Annotated in this window: 18 protein-coding genes; 17 read left to right on the forward strand and 1 reads right to left on the reverse strand. The window is 36.9% G+C overall.

From position 1 onward, the window contains the following. The first annotated feature begins 250 nt into the window (after positions 1-250). The 8 genes from JOC94_RS23065 (at position 251) to JOC94_RS21275 (ending at position 10,881) form a co-directional block, all read left to right on the forward strand. Positions 251-1,342 (forward strand): hypothetical protein, encoded by a 1,092-nt coding sequence (locus JOC94_RS23065; protein WP_236017180.1) that lies wholly within the window; start codon positions 251-253, stop codon positions 1,340-1,342. Positions 1,343-1,476: 134 nt separating this feature from the next. Then, positions 1,477-2,073 carry a restriction endonuclease subunit S domain-containing protein gene (locus tag JOC94_RS21245; protein WP_205180320.1) on the forward strand — a complete coding sequence of 199 codons (597 nt, stop codon included), beginning with the start codon at positions 1,477-1,479 and terminating at the stop codon, positions 2,071-2,073. Beyond that, complete coding sequence (locus JOC94_RS21250) at positions 2,070-3,599, forward strand: type I restriction-modification system subunit M (protein WP_205180322.1); 1,530 nt, start codon at positions 2,070-2,072, stop codon at positions 3,597-3,599. Before JOC94_RS21245 ends, JOC94_RS21250 begins: the two co-directional genes overlap by 4 nt. Positions 3,600-3,713: 114 nt before the next feature. Further along, positions 3,714-4,544 carry a virulence RhuM family protein gene (locus tag JOC94_RS21255; protein ID WP_268921016.1) on the forward strand — a complete coding sequence of 277 codons (831 nt, stop codon included), beginning with the start codon at positions 3,714-3,716 and terminating at the stop codon, positions 4,542-4,544. A gap of 242 nt (positions 4,545-4,786) precedes the next feature. Further along, positions 4,787-5,986, forward strand: a complete 1,200-nt coding sequence (locus JOC94_RS21260) for a restriction endonuclease subunit S (protein WP_205180323.1) — start codon at positions 4,787-4,789, stop codon at positions 5,984-5,986. Positions 5,987-6,030: 44 nt separating this feature from the next. Next, positions 6,031-9,138, forward strand: a complete 3,108-nt coding sequence (locus JOC94_RS21265; protein WP_205180324.1) for a type I restriction endonuclease subunit R — start codon at positions 6,031-6,033, stop codon at positions 9,136-9,138. 14 nt (positions 9,139-9,152) lie between these two features. Beyond that, positions 9,153-9,878 (forward strand): M48 family metallopeptidase, encoded by a 726-nt coding sequence (locus JOC94_RS21270; protein ID WP_205180325.1) that lies wholly within the window; start codon positions 9,153-9,155, stop codon positions 9,876-9,878. A gap of 88 nt (positions 9,879-9,966) precedes the next feature. Next, on the forward strand, positions 9,967-10,881 hold the full coding sequence (locus JOC94_RS21275) for a hypothetical protein (RefSeq protein WP_205180326.1): 915 nt from the start codon (positions 9,967-9,969) through the stop codon (positions 10,879-10,881). Between the two features lie 84 nt (positions 10,882-10,965). On the opposite strand, the gene JOC94_RS21280 is transcribed toward JOC94_RS21275, so the two are convergent. Next, entirely contained in the window at positions 10,966-11,460 is a 495-nt protein-coding gene (locus JOC94_RS21280) for a hypothetical protein (protein ID WP_205180327.1), read from the reverse strand. A 75-nt stretch (positions 11,461-11,535) separates the two neighbouring features. Between JOC94_RS21280 and JOC94_RS21285 the strand changes: the two genes are divergently transcribed. From JOC94_RS21285 to JOC94_RS21325, 9 genes are all read left to right on the forward strand, one after another. Continuing rightward, entirely contained in the window at positions 11,536-12,186 is a 651-nt protein-coding gene (locus JOC94_RS21285) for a DarT ssDNA thymidine ADP-ribosyltransferase family protein (RefSeq protein WP_205180328.1), read from the forward strand. 6 nt (positions 12,187-12,192) lie between these two features. Further along, positions 12,193-12,921 carry a DarT1-associated NADAR antitoxin family protein gene (locus tag JOC94_RS21290; RefSeq protein ID WP_205180329.1) on the forward strand — a complete coding sequence of 243 codons (729 nt, stop codon included), beginning with the start codon at positions 12,193-12,195 and terminating at the stop codon, positions 12,919-12,921. A 35-nt stretch (positions 12,922-12,956) separates the two neighbouring features. After that, positions 12,957-14,306: an SIR2 family protein gene (locus JOC94_RS21295; RefSeq protein ID WP_205180332.1), complete on the forward strand. Its 1,350-nt coding sequence runs from the start codon at positions 12,957-12,959 to the stop codon at positions 14,304-14,306. Positions 14,307-15,193: 887 nt separating this feature from the next. Then, on the forward strand, positions 15,194-16,309 hold the full coding sequence (locus JOC94_RS21300; RefSeq protein WP_205180334.1) for an ABC transporter ATP-binding protein: 1,116 nt from the start codon (positions 15,194-15,196) through the stop codon (positions 16,307-16,309). 44 nt (positions 16,310-16,353) lie between these two features. Then, positions 16,354-17,244: a carbohydrate ABC transporter permease gene (locus JOC94_RS21305; protein WP_408021944.1), complete on the forward strand. Its 891-nt coding sequence runs from the start codon at positions 16,354-16,356 to the stop codon at positions 17,242-17,244. 2 nt (positions 17,245-17,246) lie between these two features. Beyond that, positions 17,247-18,059 carry a carbohydrate ABC transporter permease gene (locus JOC94_RS21310; RefSeq protein WP_408021945.1) on the forward strand — a complete coding sequence of 271 codons (813 nt, stop codon included), beginning with the start codon at positions 17,247-17,249 and terminating at the stop codon, positions 18,057-18,059. A 157-nt stretch (positions 18,060-18,216) separates the two neighbouring features. Continuing rightward, a complete protein-coding gene (locus JOC94_RS21315) occupies positions 18,217-19,569 on the forward strand; it encodes an ABC transporter substrate-binding protein (protein ID WP_083717751.1) in 1,353 nt (450 codons plus the stop codon). Between the two features lie 243 nt (positions 19,570-19,812). Beyond that, on the forward strand, positions 19,813-20,568 hold the full coding sequence (locus JOC94_RS21320) for a glycerophosphodiester phosphodiesterase (RefSeq protein ID WP_077114057.1): 756 nt from the start codon (positions 19,813-19,815) through the stop codon (positions 20,566-20,568). A gap of 16 nt (positions 20,569-20,584) precedes the next feature. After that, positions 20,585-21,388, forward strand: coding sequence for a glycerophosphodiester phosphodiesterase (locus JOC94_RS21325; protein ID WP_205180336.1), 804 nt, complete (start codon positions 20,585-20,587; stop codon positions 21,386-21,388). The last annotated feature ends 574 nt before the right edge of the window (positions 21,389-21,962 follow it).

A 21,962-nucleotide genomic window follows, 5' to 3' on the forward strand; every position in this document is an offset into this window, starting at 1 on the left:
GAGGAGTTGGCAAGTGGCGTATTTAATTTATGTATGCCCTACGGGCCATACATAAATTAAATGCCAATCCCTACATTATTAGTTTGCCATAAACATGAAAGGGTTGGATGGGAAATGAGACGATCATTTATCACCTTTGAAAAGTATATACGGAAAAAATTAGCACTTACCAGAGAAGAAATGGTAGGTGCTTTTCTTTTGTAAAAAATAAATGACAAAAATATAAAACAAATGTAGGAGGTATGGAATTATGAGCAAAAACGGAAGCAACAAGGAGTCAATTTTTGCAATTTATTTAAAGGATTTCTATCAAGGCTGGCAAGCTCTATTAGGATTTGAATTAAGCTATATCTCATTGGAACAAAGACATGCCAATCGCAACATTGATTTAATAGGGATAGATGTAAAGCGAAGAATCCCTGTTTATATGGAAATCCAATTAACTAAAGCCAACCGTTCCTATTTGGAAAGAATCAAAAAGATGGTAATGGCTAATCAAGAGGGGATCATCGTATGGCTGGCGTTATCATTCGATGAAGAAATATTAAAAGATCTTACCAATTGGATCGACAACAATAACTTCCACTATACAGATTTTTATGCAGTTTCCATTAATCCTTTAGCTATTGAAGTTTTAGAGCAGTTAAACCGAATGTACAAGCTTGAAGTATATGAAAACATGGTGCAATTGAGCGAAATCAAACAGCTTTTAACTGTGGAATATACGGTTGAAAACATTCATCCGCTACATGCTGGGCGTGCTTTATCATTCGCACCGCAATTCGATATGTCACGACTGGAAGACGTTAAAAGAGCGATGTTAGCTGTTCTTCGTGAGCGTATACCATTCTATTTAAACTTTCATTACGACAAGAAAATGAATTTAAACGATTATACGCTAACAGTCGGAGCAGGACAAAGTGGTTTGCTATTTAGATGCTCATGGAAAAATGCAAAGTCACTTGCATTTGTAGAGCTGTATTTTGAAAAGCAAAGAATAGATTGGTACGAATCATTTTTACAACATAAGCCGTCAATCCAAAATAAGGTACATCCTGATATTCAATTTGATAATAGAAAAATTGGTATTTACTTTGAACCAATGGATTCATTATATGAAACTTTTGAAATGATTGCCGAAGTATTTGAGAAATTTATTTTGTTTTTCTGCCCTTACACATATGGGAAAAAAGAAATATCATATGAAGCCGATCACTATATAATTAAGGAAGAAAGAAAGTTACACCACCAACAGCCGATAATGATTGAAGACGTATATGAAACCGAAGACAGCTACCGAATAAAGCAAGAGGACATGGCAGATTGCTTTTTATATTGCTAATTGGGAGAGAACCTTGTGTGAAATACACGAGGTTTTTTTTCAAGAAAAATAAGGTTGATTTAAAATCCATTTTGTTATATATTCAATTTAACATATTTTAAATAAAGGATTTAACAAATGAATGGAGGTGCAATATGTTACTTGGCGAGATTGCTGAAATCAAAACAGGTATGGTATTAACGAGGAAAAAGGCGGAGTTTCCAAAAGATGTGAAAGCTACTTATCGACTAATCACGTTAAAAAATATTACTGAAAATGGAATATTGAATGATGAGCCGTTTGAAGAATTCCAAAGCAATGATGTATTAAATCCTCAACACTTCACAGGGAACGGGGATGTATTAATCAGGCTAAGCTTCCCCCATACTGCGATTCACATTAATGAGGCAACGACAGGTCTGTTAGTCCCATCATACTTTGCTATTATTAAAGTAGATTCCCATAAGTTTTTACCAGAGTATATCGCATGGTACTTGAATACGGATGAAGTCAAAAAAGAGCTGGAACGTTCACAAGCGGGAACCCGTATTCCAAGTACAAATAAAACAGCATTAAGTGCGATCCCGATAGTAGGAATCCCATTAACAAAGCAACAGGCAATAGTGAATCTATATAATCTGCATCAAAAAGAAAAGCTATTGTATTCACAACTGATTGAAGAAAAAGAGAAATGGTTCACAGCATTAACAAAGAAAATGATAAAAGGTGAAATGAAGGAGGATATATCATGAGTGAAAAAGTGACAAAAGACCAAATTAACGGTGTACTATGGCAAGCGGCCGATACATTTAGAGGAAAGGTAGATTCCAGTACATATAAAGATTATATACTGACAATGCTGTTCATCAAGTATCTGAGTGATGCGTATAAGGAGCATTTAGAAGAATATACAAAGCGTTATGATGGTGATGAACAACGGATTCAGCGTGCGTTATCAAGAGAGCGATTTGTGTTAGATGAACAGTCTACATTTGATTACTTGTATAGCAAACGCAATGATGCTGAGATTGGTGAAATCATCAACAAAGCATTGGAACGGCTTGAGAACGAAAATACAGGCAAACTTCGTGGCGTGTTCCGTAATATTGATTTTAACAGCGAAGCAGTTCTCGGTAGGGCAACAGAACGTAATGCAATGTTGCGTTCCTTATTGGAGGATTTTAATAAGCTTACATTAAAACCATCAGTCGTAGGAAATGAAGATGTCATTGGTGATGCTTACCAATACATGATTGAACGTTTTGCATCAGATGCAGGTAAGAAGGGTGGAGAATTTTACACGCCGTCAATGGCTTCAGAATTGTTAGCACGCCTTGTCAAACCTGAAGAAAATGATCGTATTTATGACCCTACCTGCGGATCTGGCTCTCTTCTTATACGTGTCGCAAACCAAGTGCCGAATAAGAAAGTGGCTATCTATGGTCAAGAACGCAACGGGGCAACACATTCATTAGCATTGATGAATATGTATTTGCATGGGATTGATGATGCAAAAATTGAGTGGGGTGATACATTAGCAAATCCACTTCATTTAGAGGATGGAAAGTTGATGAAATTCCAAGCAATCGTAGCAAATCCGCCATTTTCATTAGATAAGTGGGCAATGGGCTTTGCAGGTGAAGGCAATACGGACAGTAAATTTAAAATGGATGCAAGTTTAGATCCGCATAGACGTTTTGAATGGGGTGTTCCACCAAGTTCAAAAGGAGATTATGCTTTCGTTCAGCACATGCTCTATTCGTTGGCGGAAAATGGCAGAATGTCTACGATATTGCCTCATGGAGTATTGTTCAGGGGTGCAAGCGAAGGGAAAATCCGTCAGCAAATCATTGAGATGAACTTGCTGGATGCTGTAATCGGACTACCAGAAGGGTTGTTCTATGGGACTGGAATCCCTGCGTGTATTCTTGTATTCAAAAAGAACCGTACTCGCAAAGATGTGCTTTTCATTGATGCGTCTGCGGAAGGAAATTATGAAAAAGGAAAGAACCAAAACCAATTAAGAGAACAGGATATTGCTAAAATTGTAGAAACATATGACAACTGGGAAACAATTGATAAATACTCGTATGTCGCTACGTTAGATGAAATTAAGGAAAATGACTATAACTTGAATATTCCTCGCTACGTGGACACATTTGAAGAAGAAGAGCCTGTTGATATGGCACAAGTGAAAGAAAATATTCAGAACATTAAACAGGAGCTTGCAGAAGTGGAAGAACAGATGGAGAAGTATTTGCAGGAGTTAGGGTTGTAGAATTTGCTTCCCCTATACAGGTTTAGACCATTTTGCTGATGTTGGCAAAATGGTCTGGCAAGGGGTGTTTAATCTTTATTCATCATCCTACTTTTAAAGAAACGAGGTGTTGACATGAATAATGAATCGAATTTTTTAATGTATCAAACTGAAAATGGAGATACAAAAATCCAGGTACGTTTGGAAGGGGAAACGGTCTGGATGACACAAAAAGCAATGGCGGAGCTTTTTCAAAAGGGTGTCCCAACCATTAACGAGCATATAAAAAATATATATGCTGAAGGTGAGTTAACAGAGGAGGCAACTATTCGGAAAAACCGAATAGTTCAAGTTGAAGGTTCTCGTGAAGTGGAGCGAGAGGTTGCGTTTTACAATCTTGAAATGATTATTGCAGTAGGCTATCGTGTTCGTTCCCATCGTGGTACACAATTCCGTCAATGGGCTACAGAGCGTCTAAATGAATACATGGTAAAAGGATTTACAATGGATGATGAACGCCTAAAGGAAATGCGGAATATCGGTGCGGATTATTTTGATGAATTATTGGAACGCATACGTGATATACGTGCTTCTGAAAGACGTTTCTACCAAAAGATCACAGATATTTATGCAACATCTATTGATTACGATCCAAGTACACCTATTGCAAGAGAGTTCTTTGCAACCGTTCAGAATAAGTTACACTTTGCGATTCATGGGCATACCGCTTCCGAACTGATCATGAAGCGGGCAGATGCATCAAAACCAAATATGGGGTTAACAAGTTGGAAAGGCGATAAAGTACGTAAGCAAGATGTCGTAGTAGCGAAAAACTATTTATCACAGGAAGAACTAAGTGATTTAAACCGCATCGTGACAATGTACTTAGATTATGCAGAATCTCAAGCGAAAAAGAAAAAGCCGATGTATATGAAAGACTGGGCAGAAAGATTAGATGCGTTTTAAGAGTTCAATGAGCATGAAATTTTAACGAATGCTGGGAAGATTAAAGCAAAAGTTGCAGAGAAATTTGCGAATGAACAATATGAAGAGTTTCATCAACAGCGATTAGCAGAGCCGAAGAAAGACGATTTTGATCAATTTTTGGAGCAAAAAAAGCGGTTGTAGAGAAGAGGAAATTTCGAGTAAGAAATTTTGAAGTAGAAAAGTGTTACAAAGTAAAAAAGAGATGAATTGTAGGTGAGAAAATGCTAACGACGTCTAAAGAAAAAAAAATAAAAGGTATAGGATCCATCCCTTTGGATTGGGAAGTAACAAAACTAAGTGGAATTACTGAATTTATTACAAAGGGTACAACCCCTACGACTTATGGTTTTCAGTGGGAGGAAGAAGGCATACCTTTCTTTAAGAGCGATTGCATTAAAGAAGGGAAATTTGTATATGGTGATTTTCAATATATTAGTAAAGAGGCTCATGATGCATTAAATAGGTCGAAAATTCAAAAAGGTGATATTTTAATTTCCATTACTGGTGATGTTGGAAAGGTAGCAATCATACCTGAGGCCATAGATGAAGGTAATATCAATCAACACGTTGCAAGAATAAGAGTTAAAAAAGGTGAAATAAGTAGAGACTTTATTTATCACTGGCTGAATCAAATTAACGTAAGAAATTACTATAATGTAATAAAAACTGGATTAGCATATCCTCAAATAAGTTTGGAACAGGTGAGAAATACCGAAATACCAATACCGAAAAAAACTGAACAACAAAAAATCGCCTCCATCCTCTCCACTTGGGATAAGGCAATTGAGCTAAAAGAAAAGCTCATCGAACAGAAAAAAGAGCAAAAAAAAGGGTTAATGCAGAAGTTGCTGACGGGTGAAGTGAGATTGCCTGGGTTTGAGGGAGAGTGGAGGGAAGTTAATTTAGCAAAAGTATCGAAAAGAATTAAAGGAAAAGCTGTTGAATATTTAGAAAATGGAAAGTTCCCTGCCATAGATATGGATTATTTGGAATCTGGACTATTTAAGAACTTTTCTAATGATGCAACGGTATTTGCAAAGAAAAATGATGTATTGCTCTTATGGGATGGGTCAAGAGCTGGGATGGCATTTACGGGAGTAGAAGGTGCGGTAGGATCAACATTTGTAAAACTGGAATGTAAATCAATACACAATATATTTTTACAGAAACATCTCGAAATGAATGAAAGAAAAATCCAGCGATTAAGGGAGGGATCAGGTATTCCCCATGTACCTAAGGACTTTTTAAATTTTTATAAGATTAAAATGCCAAGCATGGATGAGCAAAAGGCTATTTCAAATGTGTTAAATAATATGGATAAAAATTTAGAATTCCTTCAGAAAGAAATAGTTTATTTAAAACAACAAAAGCAAGGTCTTATGCAACAACTGCTCACAGGAAAAGTCAGAGTAAAGGTGTAATGCCTTTGCTCCGTTCCTTAATTCCCAAAAATGGAGGTGGAAAGATGTCAATCCCACAAAATTATGATGAACGTACGATTAGTCAACAGCCTGCAATCGAGGTATTGCAAGGCTTAGGATATCAATACATAGAGGCAGAACGAGCTGAAGCAATGCGTGAGAATCTTTATAGTGTTTTGCTGAAAACGGTATTGGAAGAGAAACTGAAAGAGTTAAACTCCTATCAGTATAAAGGTGTCACGTATAAGTTTAGCGATACAAATATCCAACAAGCTATGCGTGATTTAGATGAACCACTGACAAACGGGCTTGTAAAGGCGAATGAGAGCATTTATGAAACATTGATGTTAGGAAGAACGTACACCGAATTTCTGCCTGATGGTTCTAAAAAGTCATTTACGATTCAATTCATTGATTGGGAAAATATCGAGAACAATGATTTTCATATCGTTGAGGAGTTTTCTGTAGAGCGGGTTGATGGTAGGGGGACTGTTCGCCCTGATATCGTTTTATTTGTCAATGGTATACCTTTTTCAGTTATCGAGTGCAAAAAAGCATCAATTTCGATGGAACAAGGCATTAGCCAAATGATACGTAACCAAAAAAACGATTATGCCCCGCAATTGTTTAAGTTTATACAGATTGTCATGTCGACGAATAAAAACGAAACGAAATATGCGACATGTGGGACACCGAAGAAATTCTGGTCTGTTTGGAAGGAAGAGCAGGAAACGTGGCTCGACCAATGGTTAGATCAAACGGTTTCAGGTCGCTTACCAACGATGCAAGACAAAAACATCATTTCCTTGTTTCACCCAGAGCGTCTGCTGGAATTGACTTGTTTCTTTACATTGTTTGACAAAGACGTAAAAAAGGTGACTCGTTACCAGCAATACTTTGCGATTAAAGAAATTATGAATACAATCGAAGAGCGGGATGAAAATGGAAATCGCCAGTCGGGTGTCATTTGGCATACGCAAGGGTCTGGGAAATCGCTCACGATGGTTATGCTGGCTCGTTATATTTTAGCAGAATTAAATGAATACCATCCGCAAGTGGTGGTCGTAACAGACCGAGTAGAGCTGGATAAGCAAATTCATAAAACCTTTAATCACACGAGATTAAAAGCAAGCAGAGCGACAACTGGCAGTCATTTAGTTTCTCTTATTAATGACAGTAATACCGATATTGTCACAACGTTAGTGCATAAATTTGATACAGCATCAACAAAACAACAGCCAATTGAATCAAGAGATATATTTGTACTTGTCGATGAGTCGCACCGTACACAATACGGTGAACTGCATATCAAAATGAAAAAAGTATTTCCGAATGCGTGCTATCTTGGCTTTACAGGGACACCTCTCATGAAAAAAGAGAAAAGTACGATGATTAAATTCGGTAAGCTCATTCATAAATACACAATTGCAGATGGCGTAAAAGATCGTGCAATTGTTCCGTTGCTGTATGAAGGGAAAATGGTTGATCAAACGGTCAACAAAACAGCGATTGATAACCGACTTTCAATGATAACTCGTCATCTGAATGATAAACAAAAGGATGAAGTAATGAAGAAATGGAGTCATTTTGAACGAATTGCCTCATCTGATCAACGCATTAGTATGATTGCTTTTGATATTAATGAACATTTTTATCGCAATTACAAAACACAAGGTTCACAGTTTAAAGCAATGCTTGCAACCAACAGCAAAATGGAAGCCATTCGTTATTTGGAAGCTTTTGAAGAGCTGGGCGATTTAAACTGTGCTGTCGTTATCTCACCTCCTGACCAAAGGGAAGGTCATGATGCGATAGATGAGGAATCAAATAACAAAATCCAACGTTTCTGGCAACGGATGATGAATCGTTATGGAACGGCAGAAGACTATGAAGATGCAATCAAAGATGAGTTTATACATGGTGACGATATTGATTTACTTATTGTTGTGGATAAGCTATTAACAGGTTTTGATGCACCACGAGCGTCAATTTTATATATTGATAAGCCAATGAAAGAACACACGCTACTGCAGGCGATTGCCAGGGTGAATCGTTTGTATGAAGGCAAAGACTACGGTCTAATCATTGATTACCGAGGGCTTTTATCTAAGCTGGATGAAGCTTTACAAATGTATTCAGGGGCAGGCTTGGAAAACTTCGATCCATCTGATTTAAAAGGTGCAATCCATGATGTTATTAGTGTAATTGGTTCACTTAGACAGCACCATTCTGACTTAATACAACTCTTCTCTTCTATTAGAAATAAACGAGATGTAGAAGAGTATGAGGTATTGTTAGAAGACGAGGAAAAAAGAGAAACGTTTTATGATACACTAAGCCAGTTCGGCCGCAACCTTGCTATCGCATTGGAATCCGAACGAATCTATAACGCATTACAGCCAGAAGAACTTACCACATACAAAAGGGACTTGAAGTTTTTCCAAGAACTACGAAAAAGCGTGAAGTTACGTTATTCGGATACGATTGATCATAAAGAATATGAAGCGAAAATGCAAAAACTAATGGATCAATATATCTCTGCTGAACAAGTCATTCGTATAACAAACCCAGTTGATATCCTCAATGAAAAGCAGTTTGAGGAGGAACTGGAGCGTTTGGAATCGAAACGTGCTAAAGCAGATGCAATACGGACCCGTCTAACGAAAAGTGTCCATGCAAAATGGGATGAAAACCCCGCTTATTATAAGAAGTTTTCTGAGCGGATTCAGGAAGCGATTCAGGAGTATAAGGATAAGCGGATTTCCGAAGCGGAATACTTAAACAAGATGAAAGATATTATGAATGATTATCGGACTGGTGAATCTAAAGAGGACTATCCAAGCGTCATTAAAGAAAATATAGATGCACAAGCTTTTTACGGCGTGACTAAAGAGATATTATCTGAAACGAAGGAAACACCCGCAAGTTACGGAGAGGACCTTCTTGGCGAATTAGCTTTGAAGATGGATGAAATTATCAAACAACATCAAAAGGTAGATTGGCACAATAACCTGCAAATACACAATCGGATCGCACAAGACTTGGATGACCTTTTATACGACTTTTCAAAAGAACAGGGTGTCAAGCTTGATTATGATACGATTGATAAGGTGATTGAACAAATCAAAACAGTAGCGATCAGACGTTACTAAGGGTTGTGAACAACATGGAAAGACATCAAATCTCCTACAGCAATAAACGAATTGACTTTACTATCGAACGGAAAAACGTAAAAAATATCAATTTAAACATCAAGCCTGATATGACGATTCAAGTATCAGCGAATGAAAAAGTGCCACTTGACTTTATCTATGATTTTGTGAAAAGCAAAGGGGCATGGATTGTTAAGAACGTAAAAACTTTCGAGGAAGTCATGCCACATAAGCGAAGTGAACGGGAATATGTAAGCGGAGAATCTTTTCGCTATTTAGGGAAGCAATACCGCCTGCGGGTCGAAAAGACGGCAGAAGAGGAAATGGTCAAGTATTTTCGAGGTTTTATTTACTTATATGTGAAAGACCTGCAAAACTTTCAACGAAAAGAAAAGCTGATGGCTGACTGGTATCGTGAAAAAGCACAAATAATATTTCAGCAGTCCCTCGATAAAATGAGTGAGAGTATGCAGAAATACGGGGTAGGAAAGCCATCATTGGACTTTCGAACAATGAAAGCACGTTGGGGATCAGCATTAATTGAAAAAAACACCATACTACTTAATACAGAGCTGATAAAAGCTCCTAAGCATTGCATTGACTATGTTGTTTTACATGAGCTGATTCATTTTAAATATAACGATCACAGCGATAACTTCTACAACATGCTGTTCACACTTATGCCTGACTGGCAGAAGCGGAAAGCCATACTCGACGAAGAGATTGTCCAAGAACTTTAACAACACGAACTCACAACAAGATAAGAAGGAAAGGCAGTTTCTAATTGGATTAGAGCTGTCTTTTTTTATTGAGAGGAGAAGGTGCAAAATGATTCAAGGAAAAAGTTATATTAGATCTATTGAAAAATATGTTAAGTCGGTTGACGAAGTTTTTAGGTTAGGAGTAAAAATTACAAAAGAAAATAAAGAGCAAATAGGAAAGATAGGTTTTCCATCTTTAGAAGTTGGACAAGCAATGTTTCCGCCCGTAGTTGGAAGATTTACTCGATTTAATGTAGAGGGTAAGGAAATTACAAGGAGAGACCTTCCTAAAGAAACTATCTATGTTTCTATGTATTCTACACGCAGGGAGTTCAGAGGGAGAGATCAAACGGAGGAAGTAACCGATTTTGTTGATATTCCTCGACAAGTGTATAAAAAGGAGATTATAGCTGGGACAGGATTTGAAATTGTAATAGAAGCAAAAGATGACGAATTGTTTTTATTGATTAACGCAACTTTTAACAAAGAAACGGACTTGGAGAAAGCTGTAGTTGGAGCAAATATTATTTTAGAGTTAGTTGGATATTGCGAAGTTTTTTCGGAACAATTGGATACCTATTATAAACCTTCACAGTTGAAGCGATACAATTGGGTCTTTTTAGAGAGTAATGGATGGCCATGGGAAGAAAGAAAGGAACGTTTTAAGAAAATCGTTGAGTCAGGAAAGAAATCAAAACAAATGGTTATCTGGGAAAGACTCGAAACGATTGCTAACTATAATCCAGATTTCGAAGCGATAGGACAAAACGGTTTTTCTGGATATGTGATATTTGGTTTTAAAGATAAGGGATTATATGTATTCGAAAGTGCAAATGTAGGAAACGCAACCTATATAGTAAGAGGCGATTGGGAGAGCGTGTCTAAAATGAGCAAGGCAGAAATTATTCAAAATAATCTTCATGAATGGCGGCTTATTCATCGGAATGATTGGAAAGGAAAAGTAAAAAAGGTACTTGGATAATTAATTTTAAAATATTGATCCTTTAAATAAGGCAGTTCCATTCGAGTATTGCTATTGGCACTGCCTTATCTTTCAATTGTCTTCTTACTTGTCGGAGTATTTATCTGTGAAATCAAGAAGAAGCTGTGCAATTATGTCTTGGATTTTCAGATGAGGAAATTCATTCTCACAAGTAGCTACAAAGTTTTGATAGAGGTCATCAGGCATACGGAAGTTTTTACTGGAGATTTTAGAGGTGGAACGGAAAATACGCTTGTCAATGATGAAGTCGCCGTTGTGTTTATATCGTTCTATTAAACTCTTCAAAAGGGAAAAGTTCTTCTTAATATAGTCCATTTCGGAATCGGTTTGGTCAGAAATAGTGGAAACCTGACTCTCATCACGAACAAATTTGTAATACTGGTTTTCCCGCTTGATATAAACATAATCGTCTTCTTGCATTAGTTTTGTAAAGGTGGAATAGTTCATTTCAAGAGCATCCGCTACTTTTTGTAAATCAAAACCTTCTCTTTTTAGTAATTCATTTACGATGGCTATACGATCTTTGCTATTTGCTGTGTGGAATTTGTCTTTGTTCATGGGTACACCTCCCTTACAGTTGATTTTTTATTATAGATTACTATTAGGTATTTATTCATATTTAGGGGGATTTTTATGAGGGAAAATTTATTGGGGGAAAAGTCAGTACAGAATTTTGTTGCAGAAAGAGGTATTAAGTATTTAGTCCATTTCACTCGGATAGAGAACTTGATTAGTATATTATCTAATGGACTTATTCCTGTTGCCTCTTTGTTCGAAAGAGGGATAGACTGTGTAACTAATGATTTATTTAGATATGATGGTTGTGAAGATGCTACTTGTTTATCAATACAGTTTCCAAACTATAAAATGTTTTATAAATACAGAGTAGAATTTCCAGAAAGTGAATGGGTAATTTTGGGGATAAATAAACAGGTCTTATGGGAAAAGGATTGCGTTTTTTGCTCTGAAAATGCGGCGAGTGCTACAATGTTCACAATGCCTATAGTTGATAGAAAGGGAGTAGATGGTTTAAAGAAACTTTATGAGGATTATCCTGGAAAACCATCAAGGCAAGAGTTGAAAATAAAAGATAACTATCCAACTAATCCACAGGCCGAGGTATTAGTTTTTGATATAATCCAACCTGAATTAATTTTAGGAGTAGCATTTAAAAGTAATGAGCATTTAGACAGGTACAAACATTTTATGCCTCCTACTGTTAAAGCTTTTGTTAATCCAAAATTATATAGCTATAGAAATGATTTTGAACATTGGAGGGCGTAGGAAAAGATGGCTAAAAGACCAGTTTTTATAGCAAGCAAAGATAAAAATAATTATGTGATGGAAAAAGATATTAACTTTGAGTGGTTTCCTGGGTTTTCCGTTTCTCAAAAGCAAAAATCCATAGATTCTTTCCATGATAATGTCAGGAAGTATGACGACTCATTGCGTTTATTAGAGGTATCGAGCAAATCAAAGGACGAGTTAGGCGTTGCCCTAAGTGCATTTAATCTCAAAATCACCACTAAAAGTGGTAAAGAATTTAGCGTTGAAACAGCTTTTCAAGCAAGTAAAGTATTTCAAAATGGAGGGCCGTTTTTAGACCTTTATGAGAAAACTTCAAAAGACGCTAAAAAAGATATGCGTATAAAAAATAGCGGCGACCTAATATATTTTCAGTTTTTCAACCGAAGGTGGGAACTTGAACCGAAGACTTTATTTTACGATTGGTTATATATAAATGCTTTAGCTTTAAATAAACGATTGGCAGAAAAAGTAGTCGAATACAATGCGTTTACTGATATTGAATTTAACCCCCAAAAGTCAATTAATTGCCAAGCAAAGTCGGTTGCATTGTATGTATCCTTGTATAAGGCAAATCTTCTTGACGAAGCGTTAGAATCAGTTGATAAATATAAACAGATAATCACACAACCTTTAAATAAATCACCGAATGAAAATGAAAAAGTTACAAAGGAAAGAATAGAACAGTTAAGTATTTTTGATGAAATTGAGTAATAGGATTTTCATTCGAATGGAAAGGAGGACATTTTATGAATTATAGTGTTTATGAGGCGGATGTAACTTCTGATATAAAAGAATGCCTAAATGAACTTGGTACACAGCCAGTTCTTTTCATAGGTTCTGGATTGTCTAAAAGGTACTTTAACGCTCCAAATTGGATTGAATTATTAGAACAACTTCAAAAGGCATGTCCTTACGTGCCTCATGAAGTAGGCTATTACCTACAAGATGGTAGATCGTTAGAAGAAATAGGAAGTGAATTTACCGAATATTATCGTAAATGGGCATGGGATAATAGAGGGAAGTTTCCAGACAAACTTTTTGAGGCATCCACGCCGAAATCGTCATATATCAAGTTTATGATAGCATCTATATTGGATGTCATCACACCAGACAGCATTCATGGGGTACAATCAGAGCAACATCTTTCGGAATTAAAAAACTTACAGGAAATTCAGCCACATGCAATAATAACTACTAATTATGACATGTTTATTGAAAATATATTTACAGATTATCAGCCTATTATTGGTCAGAGAATATTAAAGCCTGACACAATGTCTATCGGTGAAATCTTTAAAATCCATGGAAGCACTAATGAGTTTATGGATCTTGTGTTTAATAAAGAAGACTATGATATGTTTTTGAAGAAGAAGAAATATTTAAGTGCAAAATTACTAACTTTCTTTGCTGAACATCCGCTATTGTTTATTGGATACAGTGCAAACGATAAAAATATTCAAAGGATACTATCAGACATAGATGAGATCATATCTACTGATGGCGATTTAATACCTAATATTTACTTTTTAGAATATAATAAAAACCTAACTGAGAATGATATACCGTCAAAAGAAAAAGTATTATTTATCAATAATAAAGAGATCAGGATTAAATATATTGAGGCTAAAAACTTCGATTGGGTATTTCAAGCATTTAGTGCAAATAAGGCATGGGATAATGTACATCCCAAGCTACTAAGAGCATTGCTTGCAAGAACGTACAAGTTGGTGCGTAGTGATATTCCAAGAAGAAGCGTAGAGGTCGACTTCGATATAATTGAAAGAGCAGTCAGTGATGATCAATCATTGCCAAAACTTTATGGAGTTGCGATGCTTGATGATCCGAGCCAGTTGAATCTTCAATACCCATATAATTTGACCCAGATTGGTGAGCAACTTGGGTATACAAGTTGGCATAGTGCAAATAGGTTAATTGAATTAATGTACAAAAAAACAGGGGTAAATATTAAAGAGACAGATAATAAATATCATATTTTGATTAAAACAGGCAAAACAGAAATGCATAAGTATTCTAAGCATGTGGTTGAACTTCTCAGGGCTGTAGATAAAGGAGAGAAATACACAATTGACTTGTAACAGAAGATGTATACCTACTGTGCATTTGATTTAGAAATATGAAGTAAAGTTTCTTGAAGAAAACTATCACGAGGTAAGTTTTCTTACAAAAAGACGAGAGAAAAAGTCTCTCGTCTCTATTTTTTTGCCTCTTAAATAACTACGGTGAACCGTACCACAAATAGTGGTAATACAAATCATTGAATTAGAGGTTACGAAGGATTGGTTAAATAGGATTGATATAGGATAGCAAAGAAACTTATTGGCTTAATGTAAACATTAAACTAGATCAACAGTTTTCCATAAATAAGGTTGGCCCTTATGTATTTTTGGTAAACTAGCCACCGCTTGGTCTACTGAAATGAAAAATTGTTTTTAAAAATATTTGCCATTGGTATAAAAACCGATCTTGTGTTCCTCTCTCGTTTTGAGTTTGTATTTCAATAAAATGGCAGGATGTTCTACAGCAATTCCGATAAATATGCTCAGATAATTTGTGACTTGATACGGAGCTTCTATGAGCGTGGTGTCTTGCGGAGGGCCAAAGTGTGCAGATACTCTTTTTCGCAAGACGAGTAGCTTATCACGCTCACCTCCCCATATAAAGCGCGGTCATATACAAAACCTACCCTTTTTAAATGTCGCAAACATTGAGCTCCCACCTGCAAGCGAGCGTATTTAAAGTGAGGTAGGAAGTTTCTTCCTTAAAATGTAAGCTCGTCACCACCCCTAAGTTTGACGCCCCCATAACACCTCCATTTTTATAAAAATGTCAGGATATTTCAAACTATGTAAATACAATATTAAGCAAATGTTAAGATAATTAACGTAAAACAAATATTCAGTTAAGAGTGACAACAAAGCTAACAATCTATGTTTAAATAAAGATTGGTAAAGGGGGAGCAAGAGTGAGTAAAGTGGAATTACAAAATATTTCCAAATCCTATGATAAACAAGCGGATGTACTACATAACATTAATCTTTCCATTGAAAAGGGTGAGTTTTTCGTTCTTGTTGGTCCTTCCGGATCGGGAAAAAGTACATTGTTGCGTATGATTGCCGGCTTGGAGGAAATTACAGGGGGCACGCTCAAAATAGCGGATCGTGTGGTTAATCATTTACCTCCAAAGGATCGCAACTTGTCGATGGTTTTTCAAAATTATGCATTGTATCCCCATTTAAATGTAGAGCAGAATATTTTGTTTGGCTTGCGTGCTAAAAAAGTTAGTAAACAGGAACAACAGGAAAGATTAAAAGCGACAGTTGATATGATGGGGCTTTCCAACTTGTTGAAACGAAAGCCTAGAGAGCTTTCTGGTGGTCAAAGGCAACGGGTTGCGCTTGCCAGATCGGTTGTAAGTGAAGCGCCTCTTTGTTTAATGGATGAGCCACTTTCCAACCTGGATGCAAAGCTTCGCGCACATATGCGTATAGAGATACGCAGACTGCAGAAAAAACTTGGTTTAACGATGATTTATGTAACACATGATCAAGTGGAGGCTATGACAATGGGGGATCGGATTATGGTTTTAAATAACGGAGAAATCCAGCAGGTTGGAGAGCCCATTACGTTGTACAATGAGCCAGCTAATTTATTCGTTGCTTCTTTTATAGGTTCGCCAAAAATGAATCTTGGAAAAGCTACCTTAATCAATCAAAGCTTACGGGTGGAAGATTCCCTTGAAATTGATATGGGCTCTATAGAACTTACTGAAAAAATTGCTCAGACCGCAAATCTAACTGTCGGTATTAGAGCGGAACATATTTTACCAGCAGTTGATAGAGAAGCTACACATAAGCTGGAAGTCATTAATGTAGAGCAACTTGGCAATGAAACGCTGGCAACATTCGAAGTAGGAGCAGAATTATGGACGGCCAAATGGTTAGGTCAATGGTCGATCAAAGTTGGGGAAAAGGTTCCCGTACATATATCCAATGACAAACTTTGCTTTTTTGATACTGATTCAGGTCTCTTATTAAAAGCAGCTTCTCCAGTAAAGGAAAAAGAGGTAGCGGTTGTATGAAAGAAGCAGTGATGATGCCAGACCAATATACGCAAATTGATCTGATGAAAGTGAAGAAAAAGCAAAGAAGAACCCGATTTATCAAAGGAATGCTGTTTCTTTTACCTTCTATCATTTTATTTAGTGTGTTTTTGTTTTATCCCATGGCAAGAACGTTATATTTAAGTTTTTTTCTTACTGATAACAGTGGAGCGACAACTGTTTTTGTAGGATTCGATAACTTTAAAAACATTTTTACGTCGCCCATATTTTTAAAAAGCTTACAATCAACGTTTTTGTTTGTTTTATATACAGTGCCAGGCACGATTTTGATTAGTTTGTTTTTAGCTGTTATTGCCAATGAAAAACTACGAGGTATCGGTTTTTTTCGGATGATATTTTCTTCTACAATGGGGATTTCTGTAGCCGCGGCGTCTGTATTTTGGATGTTTTTATTTCACCCGACGCTAGGTTGGCTGAATCAGCTTTTGGAAGCGCTGGGATTCGAAGCAATAGGCTGGCTGACAGACCCGGATTGGGCACTCATTTCTGTGTCCATCTCAACCATATGGATGAATCTTGGCTTTACTTTTCTTATCTTGTTAGGTGGATTGCAATCAATTGATTCACATTTATATGAAAGTGCGGAAATTGATGGCGCTAGTTACTTGTATAAATTAAGGCATATTACAATACCTATGCTGTCCCCGACGTTATTTTTCGTCATTACGGTTTCATTGATTAATGCGTTTCAAACATTTGGTCAAATTGACATGTTAACTCGCGGCGGTCCGCAAAACGAAACGAACTTAATCGTTTACTCTATCTATCAAGAAGCATTTGAAAATTATCGCTATGGTACAGCAAGCGCACAAGCCGTGATTCTGTTTTTCATTATCCTCTTTATGACATTGCTACAGTTTAAGCTGGGAGAGAGGAAGGTGCATTACCAATGACCATGTCTTTTGGTAAAAAGCTGGTTTTTTATCTTCTTCTGGCAGTATCTGCTTTGTTGTTGTTTGCGCCTGCCATTGTGGCATTTTTAATGAGCTTTATGTCTAGTCAGGATATTTTGACTGGTAAAATTCTTCCTGAAACATGGACGTTAGAAAATTATATCAAAGCGTTTGAGCGTTTTCCTTTATTTGGTTATTTAATGAACAGTTTGATTGTGTCGCTCCTTATTATGATTGGACAATTACTGTTATCAAGTTTAGCTGCCTATGCATTTGTGTTCTTGGAGTTTAAAGGCAGGGATACGTTGTTTTTTATCTTTATCGCAACAATGATGATTCCTTTTGAAGCTTCCATCATTCCTAACTTCCAAACAATTCGGGAGTTGAATTTATTAAATACATATACAGGTATGTCCTTACCGTTTTTTGCAGTGGCATTTGGAACGTTTTTATTACGACAACATTTTAAACAAATTCCGAAAGAGTTAAAGGAAGCAAGTGAAATATCAGGGATGGGAGATTTTACATTTTATTTAACGGTTGTTCTTCCCGTCGCCAAAACAAGTTTAGTTACTTTAGGTGTTTATGGATTTCTAACTTCTTGGAATATGTATCTTTGGCCGTTACTGGCTACCACGGATGATACTGTGCGAACGGTGCAAATTGGATTAAAACAACTTCAGTCGCAAGAACAACTCAATGAATGGGGTGTTATTATGGCTGGCGGGTTGATCGTCGTGTTACCAACATTAATTCTTCTGTTTCTAGGACAAAAGAAATTACAAAAAGGTTTAACAGAAGGCGCAATAAAATAATGCCACTAGTAGTTTGTAGGGGCTGAGTGAACATACCCTGCGGTAGTAGAAGATGGAAAAACTCATACGTGAAGCTTCACTAATATGACGAAAATGCATTTGAAAAACGTAGAATGGAAGATTTATAAAATATACATATGAAAAGGAGTGGAGATGGGTGAAGAAATTACTTATATTGATTTTGGCAAGTTTTACGCTTGTACTTGCTGCTTGCAATGCATCTGAAGACAAAGAGGATGAAGGTAAAGCCGAAGCCAAAGAAGGCGGAAAATCAGGGGGAAAAACAGAAGTAACTTTTTGGCATGCCATGGGCGGTCAAGCTCAAGTAGCTCTGGATGAAATTGTGGAAAAATATAACAAATCACAAGATGAGGTTCAAGTGAAAGCCGAATTTCAAGGGACATATGAGGAAACATTATCCAAGTACCATAGCGTAGGTGGAACAGATGATGCGCCCACAATTGTTCAGGTCAATGAGATCGGGACGATGTCGATGATTAACAGCGGTAACGTGGAACCTATTCAAAAGTTTATAGATGAAGAAGGTTATGATATGAGTAATTTGGAGGAGAATATTACCAACTACTATAAAGTAGATGGGAAATTTTATTCCATGCCATTTAACTCATCAACTCCTGTCATGTTTTATAATAAAGACGCCTTTAAAGAGGCCGGTTTAAATCCTGAAGAGCCGCCAGAGACATTTGAAGAAGTAGAAGAAGCTGGCAAGGCGATTAAAGAGGCGAATCCTAAAATGAAAGGTTTTGCGCTTCAAGCTTATGGCTGGTTATTTGAAGAACTGCTGGCAAACCAGGGTGGCTTATTATTAAATAATGATAACGGACGCAGTGATACAGCAACAGAAGTAGCGTTTGATAATGAAAAAGGGAAGTCTATTTTTAAGTGGGTTAAGCGAATGATGGATGATGACACATTTGCGAATTATGGTATAAATTCCGATAATATGGTAACCGGGTTTTTAAGTGGTGAGGTTGCAATGTTTATGCAGTCCTCTGCAACCGCCAGAGATGTAATTGATAATGCGCCATTTGAAGTGGGGGTTGCTTTTATACCTTATCCGGAAAAAGAGGAGCGCCAAGGTGTTGTAATTGGCGGGGCGAGTCTGTGGATGTCTAAAGGAAAACCGGAAGAAGAGCAGCAGGCGGCTTGGGAATTCTTAAAGTATTTGCAGAAGCCTGAAGTGCAGGCAGAATGGCATGTAGGAACGGGGTATTTTGCTATCAATCCTAAAGCGTACGAAGAGCAAGTTGTAAAAGATGCTTATGAGAAAATGCCGCAATTACAAGTAACCGTAGAGCAATTACAGGCAACGAAGCCATCCGTGGCCACACAAGGCGGATTAATGGATATGATACCCGAAGAGCGTAAAATTATCGAAACAGCATTGGAGACAGTATATAATGGCGGAGATGTCGATGAAGCATTTTCTACCGCTGTAGAGCAAGTGAATGACGCAATTGAGCAAGCGAATGCTGCTAGAGGAGAATGATTATTTTAAAGGGAATGAAGGTGGATGTGCTTCATTCCCTTCCTGTATAAAGATTTTTTAATGGCTGTGGTTGCTTTTTGCTTTATAGGGGAATTAGTTGTTATGATAGATGAAAATGTGTTAGATAAATTTTCTGTTCTAGTTAGTTCGCAACAACTTCACAAGCCTAAAATCCAAATGAAAGAAAATTTTGATTGGTCAAAATTTATAAGATACTTTGCTTGTACAGAAGGAGAGACTTTCATGATTACGAAGATTTATGGCCATCGAGGCTGTATGGGGACATATCCGGAAAATACTTTAGCAGGATTTATGCAAGCGATTCGAGAGGGCGTTGACGGGATTGAATTAGACGTTCATATGACGAAGGATGGAGAAATCGTAGTGATCCATGACGAATTTTTGGATCGAACAACAGATGGCACGGGTTACATTAAAGATCTAACCTTTGCAGAAATAAGAAAATATAGTGCCGGAGTGAAATTTTCCCACTATGATGCATTTGTCGATCAATGGCGCTTGGAAAAAGTCCCTACTTTGAAAGAAGTTTTAGAATTGCTAAAACCGTATGAAGTTGAACTGAATATTGAGTTAAAAACAACCAGGTTTATGTATAAAGGAATTGAAGAAGCGGTTCACCAAATCGTTCAATCATATGGGAATAATAGAAAAGTGATCTATTCCTCCTTTCATTTGCCGACTTTAATGCGTATGAATAAACTAGATCCAAATGCTGATATAGCTCTTTTAGTAGAAGGCATGCTACCACACCCGCATGAGTATCTAGATTACTTTCATTTAGAGTCGGTCCATATTTCTAAAAGCGCCATATTAAACAATGTAGCGCATTGGAAGCCAGTTTTTCCGAGACTTCGTGCTTGGACAGTAAACGATGCGAACGATATGAAGCAATTGTTTGATCTTCGTGTTGCTGCTATAATGACAGACTTTCCAGAAAAGGCATTGATTTATAGAAATGAACGGGAAGCATTTATTTAAAAAAATTGGAGGTTTTTTGTTCATTTTATTATTGCTTGCAGGGTTGTTATATGCTAGAGCAGAAACCCAAGTGGAGCCAATGCTTGTGGATAAAGCAGAAGTCTATGCCCACCGCGGTGCGAATGACCGTTTTAATGAAAGTACACTTACTGCTTATAAAATAGCGGCCCAAGACGAAGTGGATGCTTTAGAATTGGATTTACGCATGACAAAAGATGGAGAGCTTGTGGTAATGCATGATGCCACTATAGATCGAACAACCAATGGAAGTGGGGAAGTATCTGAGTACACGTTTGAAGAATTGATGAAGTTTGAAACTGTTGAAGTGTTTCAACAAGAAGAAAAACGAGAAGCAATACTTTCCTTAGAGGAAATGTTTCAAGTATTTGGAAAAAACGAGCATTACTATATTGAAACACGACTAGTGAATGGAAAAGCGATAATGGAAAACAAGCTGGTTGAGTTATTAAAAGAATATGGGTTACTGGATCAGCAATACGTTTCATTCCAATCGTTTTCCGAGCAAAGCTTACAAAAATTGCAAGCATTAGCTCCTTCCATTCAGTTAACGTTATTGTTTAAAAAAGGTGAATTTGATTTACAGAAGGCAAAAGAAGTTCCATACCCAGCCATCGGGATAGAGTCAACTGACGTAAGTCTAAAGGTAGTAAATGAGTTGCACCAACAGGGAAAAGAGGTTCACGTCTATTTTACTGATTTAGCAACACAAAAACAGGAACAAAAGCGGGTCAAACAATATCAAGTGGATGGTTATTTTACAGATTTTATTGGTTATACAAAACAATTATTAGAAGAATAAACGTTTTTTCCCTCAGTCTAAAAATGATAAAGCGGTCGCTGCCATGCGACCCACTTTATGTTTGTGAAAGACAGACTACTTATAAACAAAACAGCATCAATGATAATGAGTAAAATGAACATACAACGAGTTAAGCAGAATCCCTCTCTCCATACGAAGCACCTGCCGCGTAACCGTAGTGCCGCCGCAACCACAATGAAAAAGATCCTGCCTAAAGATGCAGGAACCTCCTACGACAATGAAGGGAAAATCTACTGCCGTCATCCTAACAGTTTCAACATCTAACAATATGAATGTAAGACTAAGAACTTGAAATGATCCGGTATATTTTTCCCGAAGAATGAAACTCTTTTACAAAGGTCAATAATGGGAGTTCGTATGGAATGGGTCATTTGGATGTAAAAGATGTGCGAAATTTACAGATAGAATCCCATCTACATCGTATTTTTCGTTATTTCATGAGCATTTTGTATTGAAAGTTCTGGCTCTATACTAAATGTTGGGGTTTCCACATAATTTGCACATAAAAATATACACGCAAACATCCAATTCTTTTATACTTGAATTGCCTAGA

Origin of the sequence: Siminovitchia thermophila (genome assembly GCF_016909185.1) — a bacterium.
Taxonomy (GTDB): Bacteria; Bacillota; Bacilli; order Bacillales; family Bacillaceae_C; genus Siminovitchia; species Siminovitchia thermophila.

Bases quoted from the DNA above. Each gene is read 5' to 3' on its own strand.
- JOC94_RS23065 (WP_236017180.1), top strand. From the start codon at position 251: ATGAGCAAAAACGGAAGCAACAAGGAGTCAATTTTTGCAATTTATTTA.
- JOC94_RS21245 (WP_205180320.1), top strand. From the start codon at position 1,477: ATGTTACTTGGCGAGATTGCTGAAATCAAAACAGGTATGGTATTAACG.
- JOC94_RS21250 (WP_205180322.1), top strand. From the start codon at position 2,070: ATGAGTGAAAAAGTGACAAAAGACCAAATTAACGGTGTACTATGGCAA.
- JOC94_RS21255 (WP_268921016.1), top strand. From the start codon at position 3,714: ATGAATAATGAATCGAATTTTTTAATGTATCAAACTGAAAATGGAGAT.
- JOC94_RS21260 (WP_205180323.1), top strand. From the start codon at position 4,787: ATGCTAACGACGTCTAAAGAAAAAAAAATAAAAGGTATAGGATCCATC.
- JOC94_RS21265 (WP_205180324.1), top strand. From the start codon at position 6,031: ATGTCAATCCCACAAAATTATGATGAACGTACGATTAGTCAACAGCCT.
- JOC94_RS21270 (WP_205180325.1), top strand. From the start codon at position 9,153: ATGGAAAGACATCAAATCTCCTACAGCAATAAACGAATTGACTTTACT.
- JOC94_RS21275 (WP_205180326.1), top strand. From the start codon at position 9,967: ATGATTCAAGGAAAAAGTTATATTAGATCTATTGAAAAATATGTTAAG.
- JOC94_RS21280 (WP_205180327.1), bottom strand. From the start codon at position 11,460: ATGAACAAAGACAAATTCCACACAGCAAATAGCAAAGATCGTATAGCC.
- JOC94_RS21285 (WP_205180328.1), top strand. From the start codon at position 11,536: ATGAGGGAAAATTTATTGGGGGAAAAGTCAGTACAGAATTTTGTTGCA.
- JOC94_RS21290 (WP_205180329.1), top strand. From the start codon at position 12,193: ATGGCTAAAAGACCAGTTTTTATAGCAAGCAAAGATAAAAATAATTAT.
- JOC94_RS21295 (WP_205180332.1), top strand. From the start codon at position 12,957: ATGAATTATAGTGTTTATGAGGCGGATGTAACTTCTGATATAAAAGAA.
- JOC94_RS21305 (WP_408021944.1), top strand. From the start codon at position 16,354: ATGAAAGTGAAGAAAAAGCAAAGAAGAACCCGATTTATCAAAGGAATG.
- JOC94_RS21310 (WP_408021945.1), top strand. From the start codon at position 17,247: ATGTCTTTTGGTAAAAAGCTGGTTTTTTATCTTCTTCTGGCAGTATCT.
- JOC94_RS21320 (WP_077114057.1), top strand. From the start codon at position 19,813: ATGATTACGAAGATTTATGGCCATCGAGGCTGTATGGGGACATATCCG.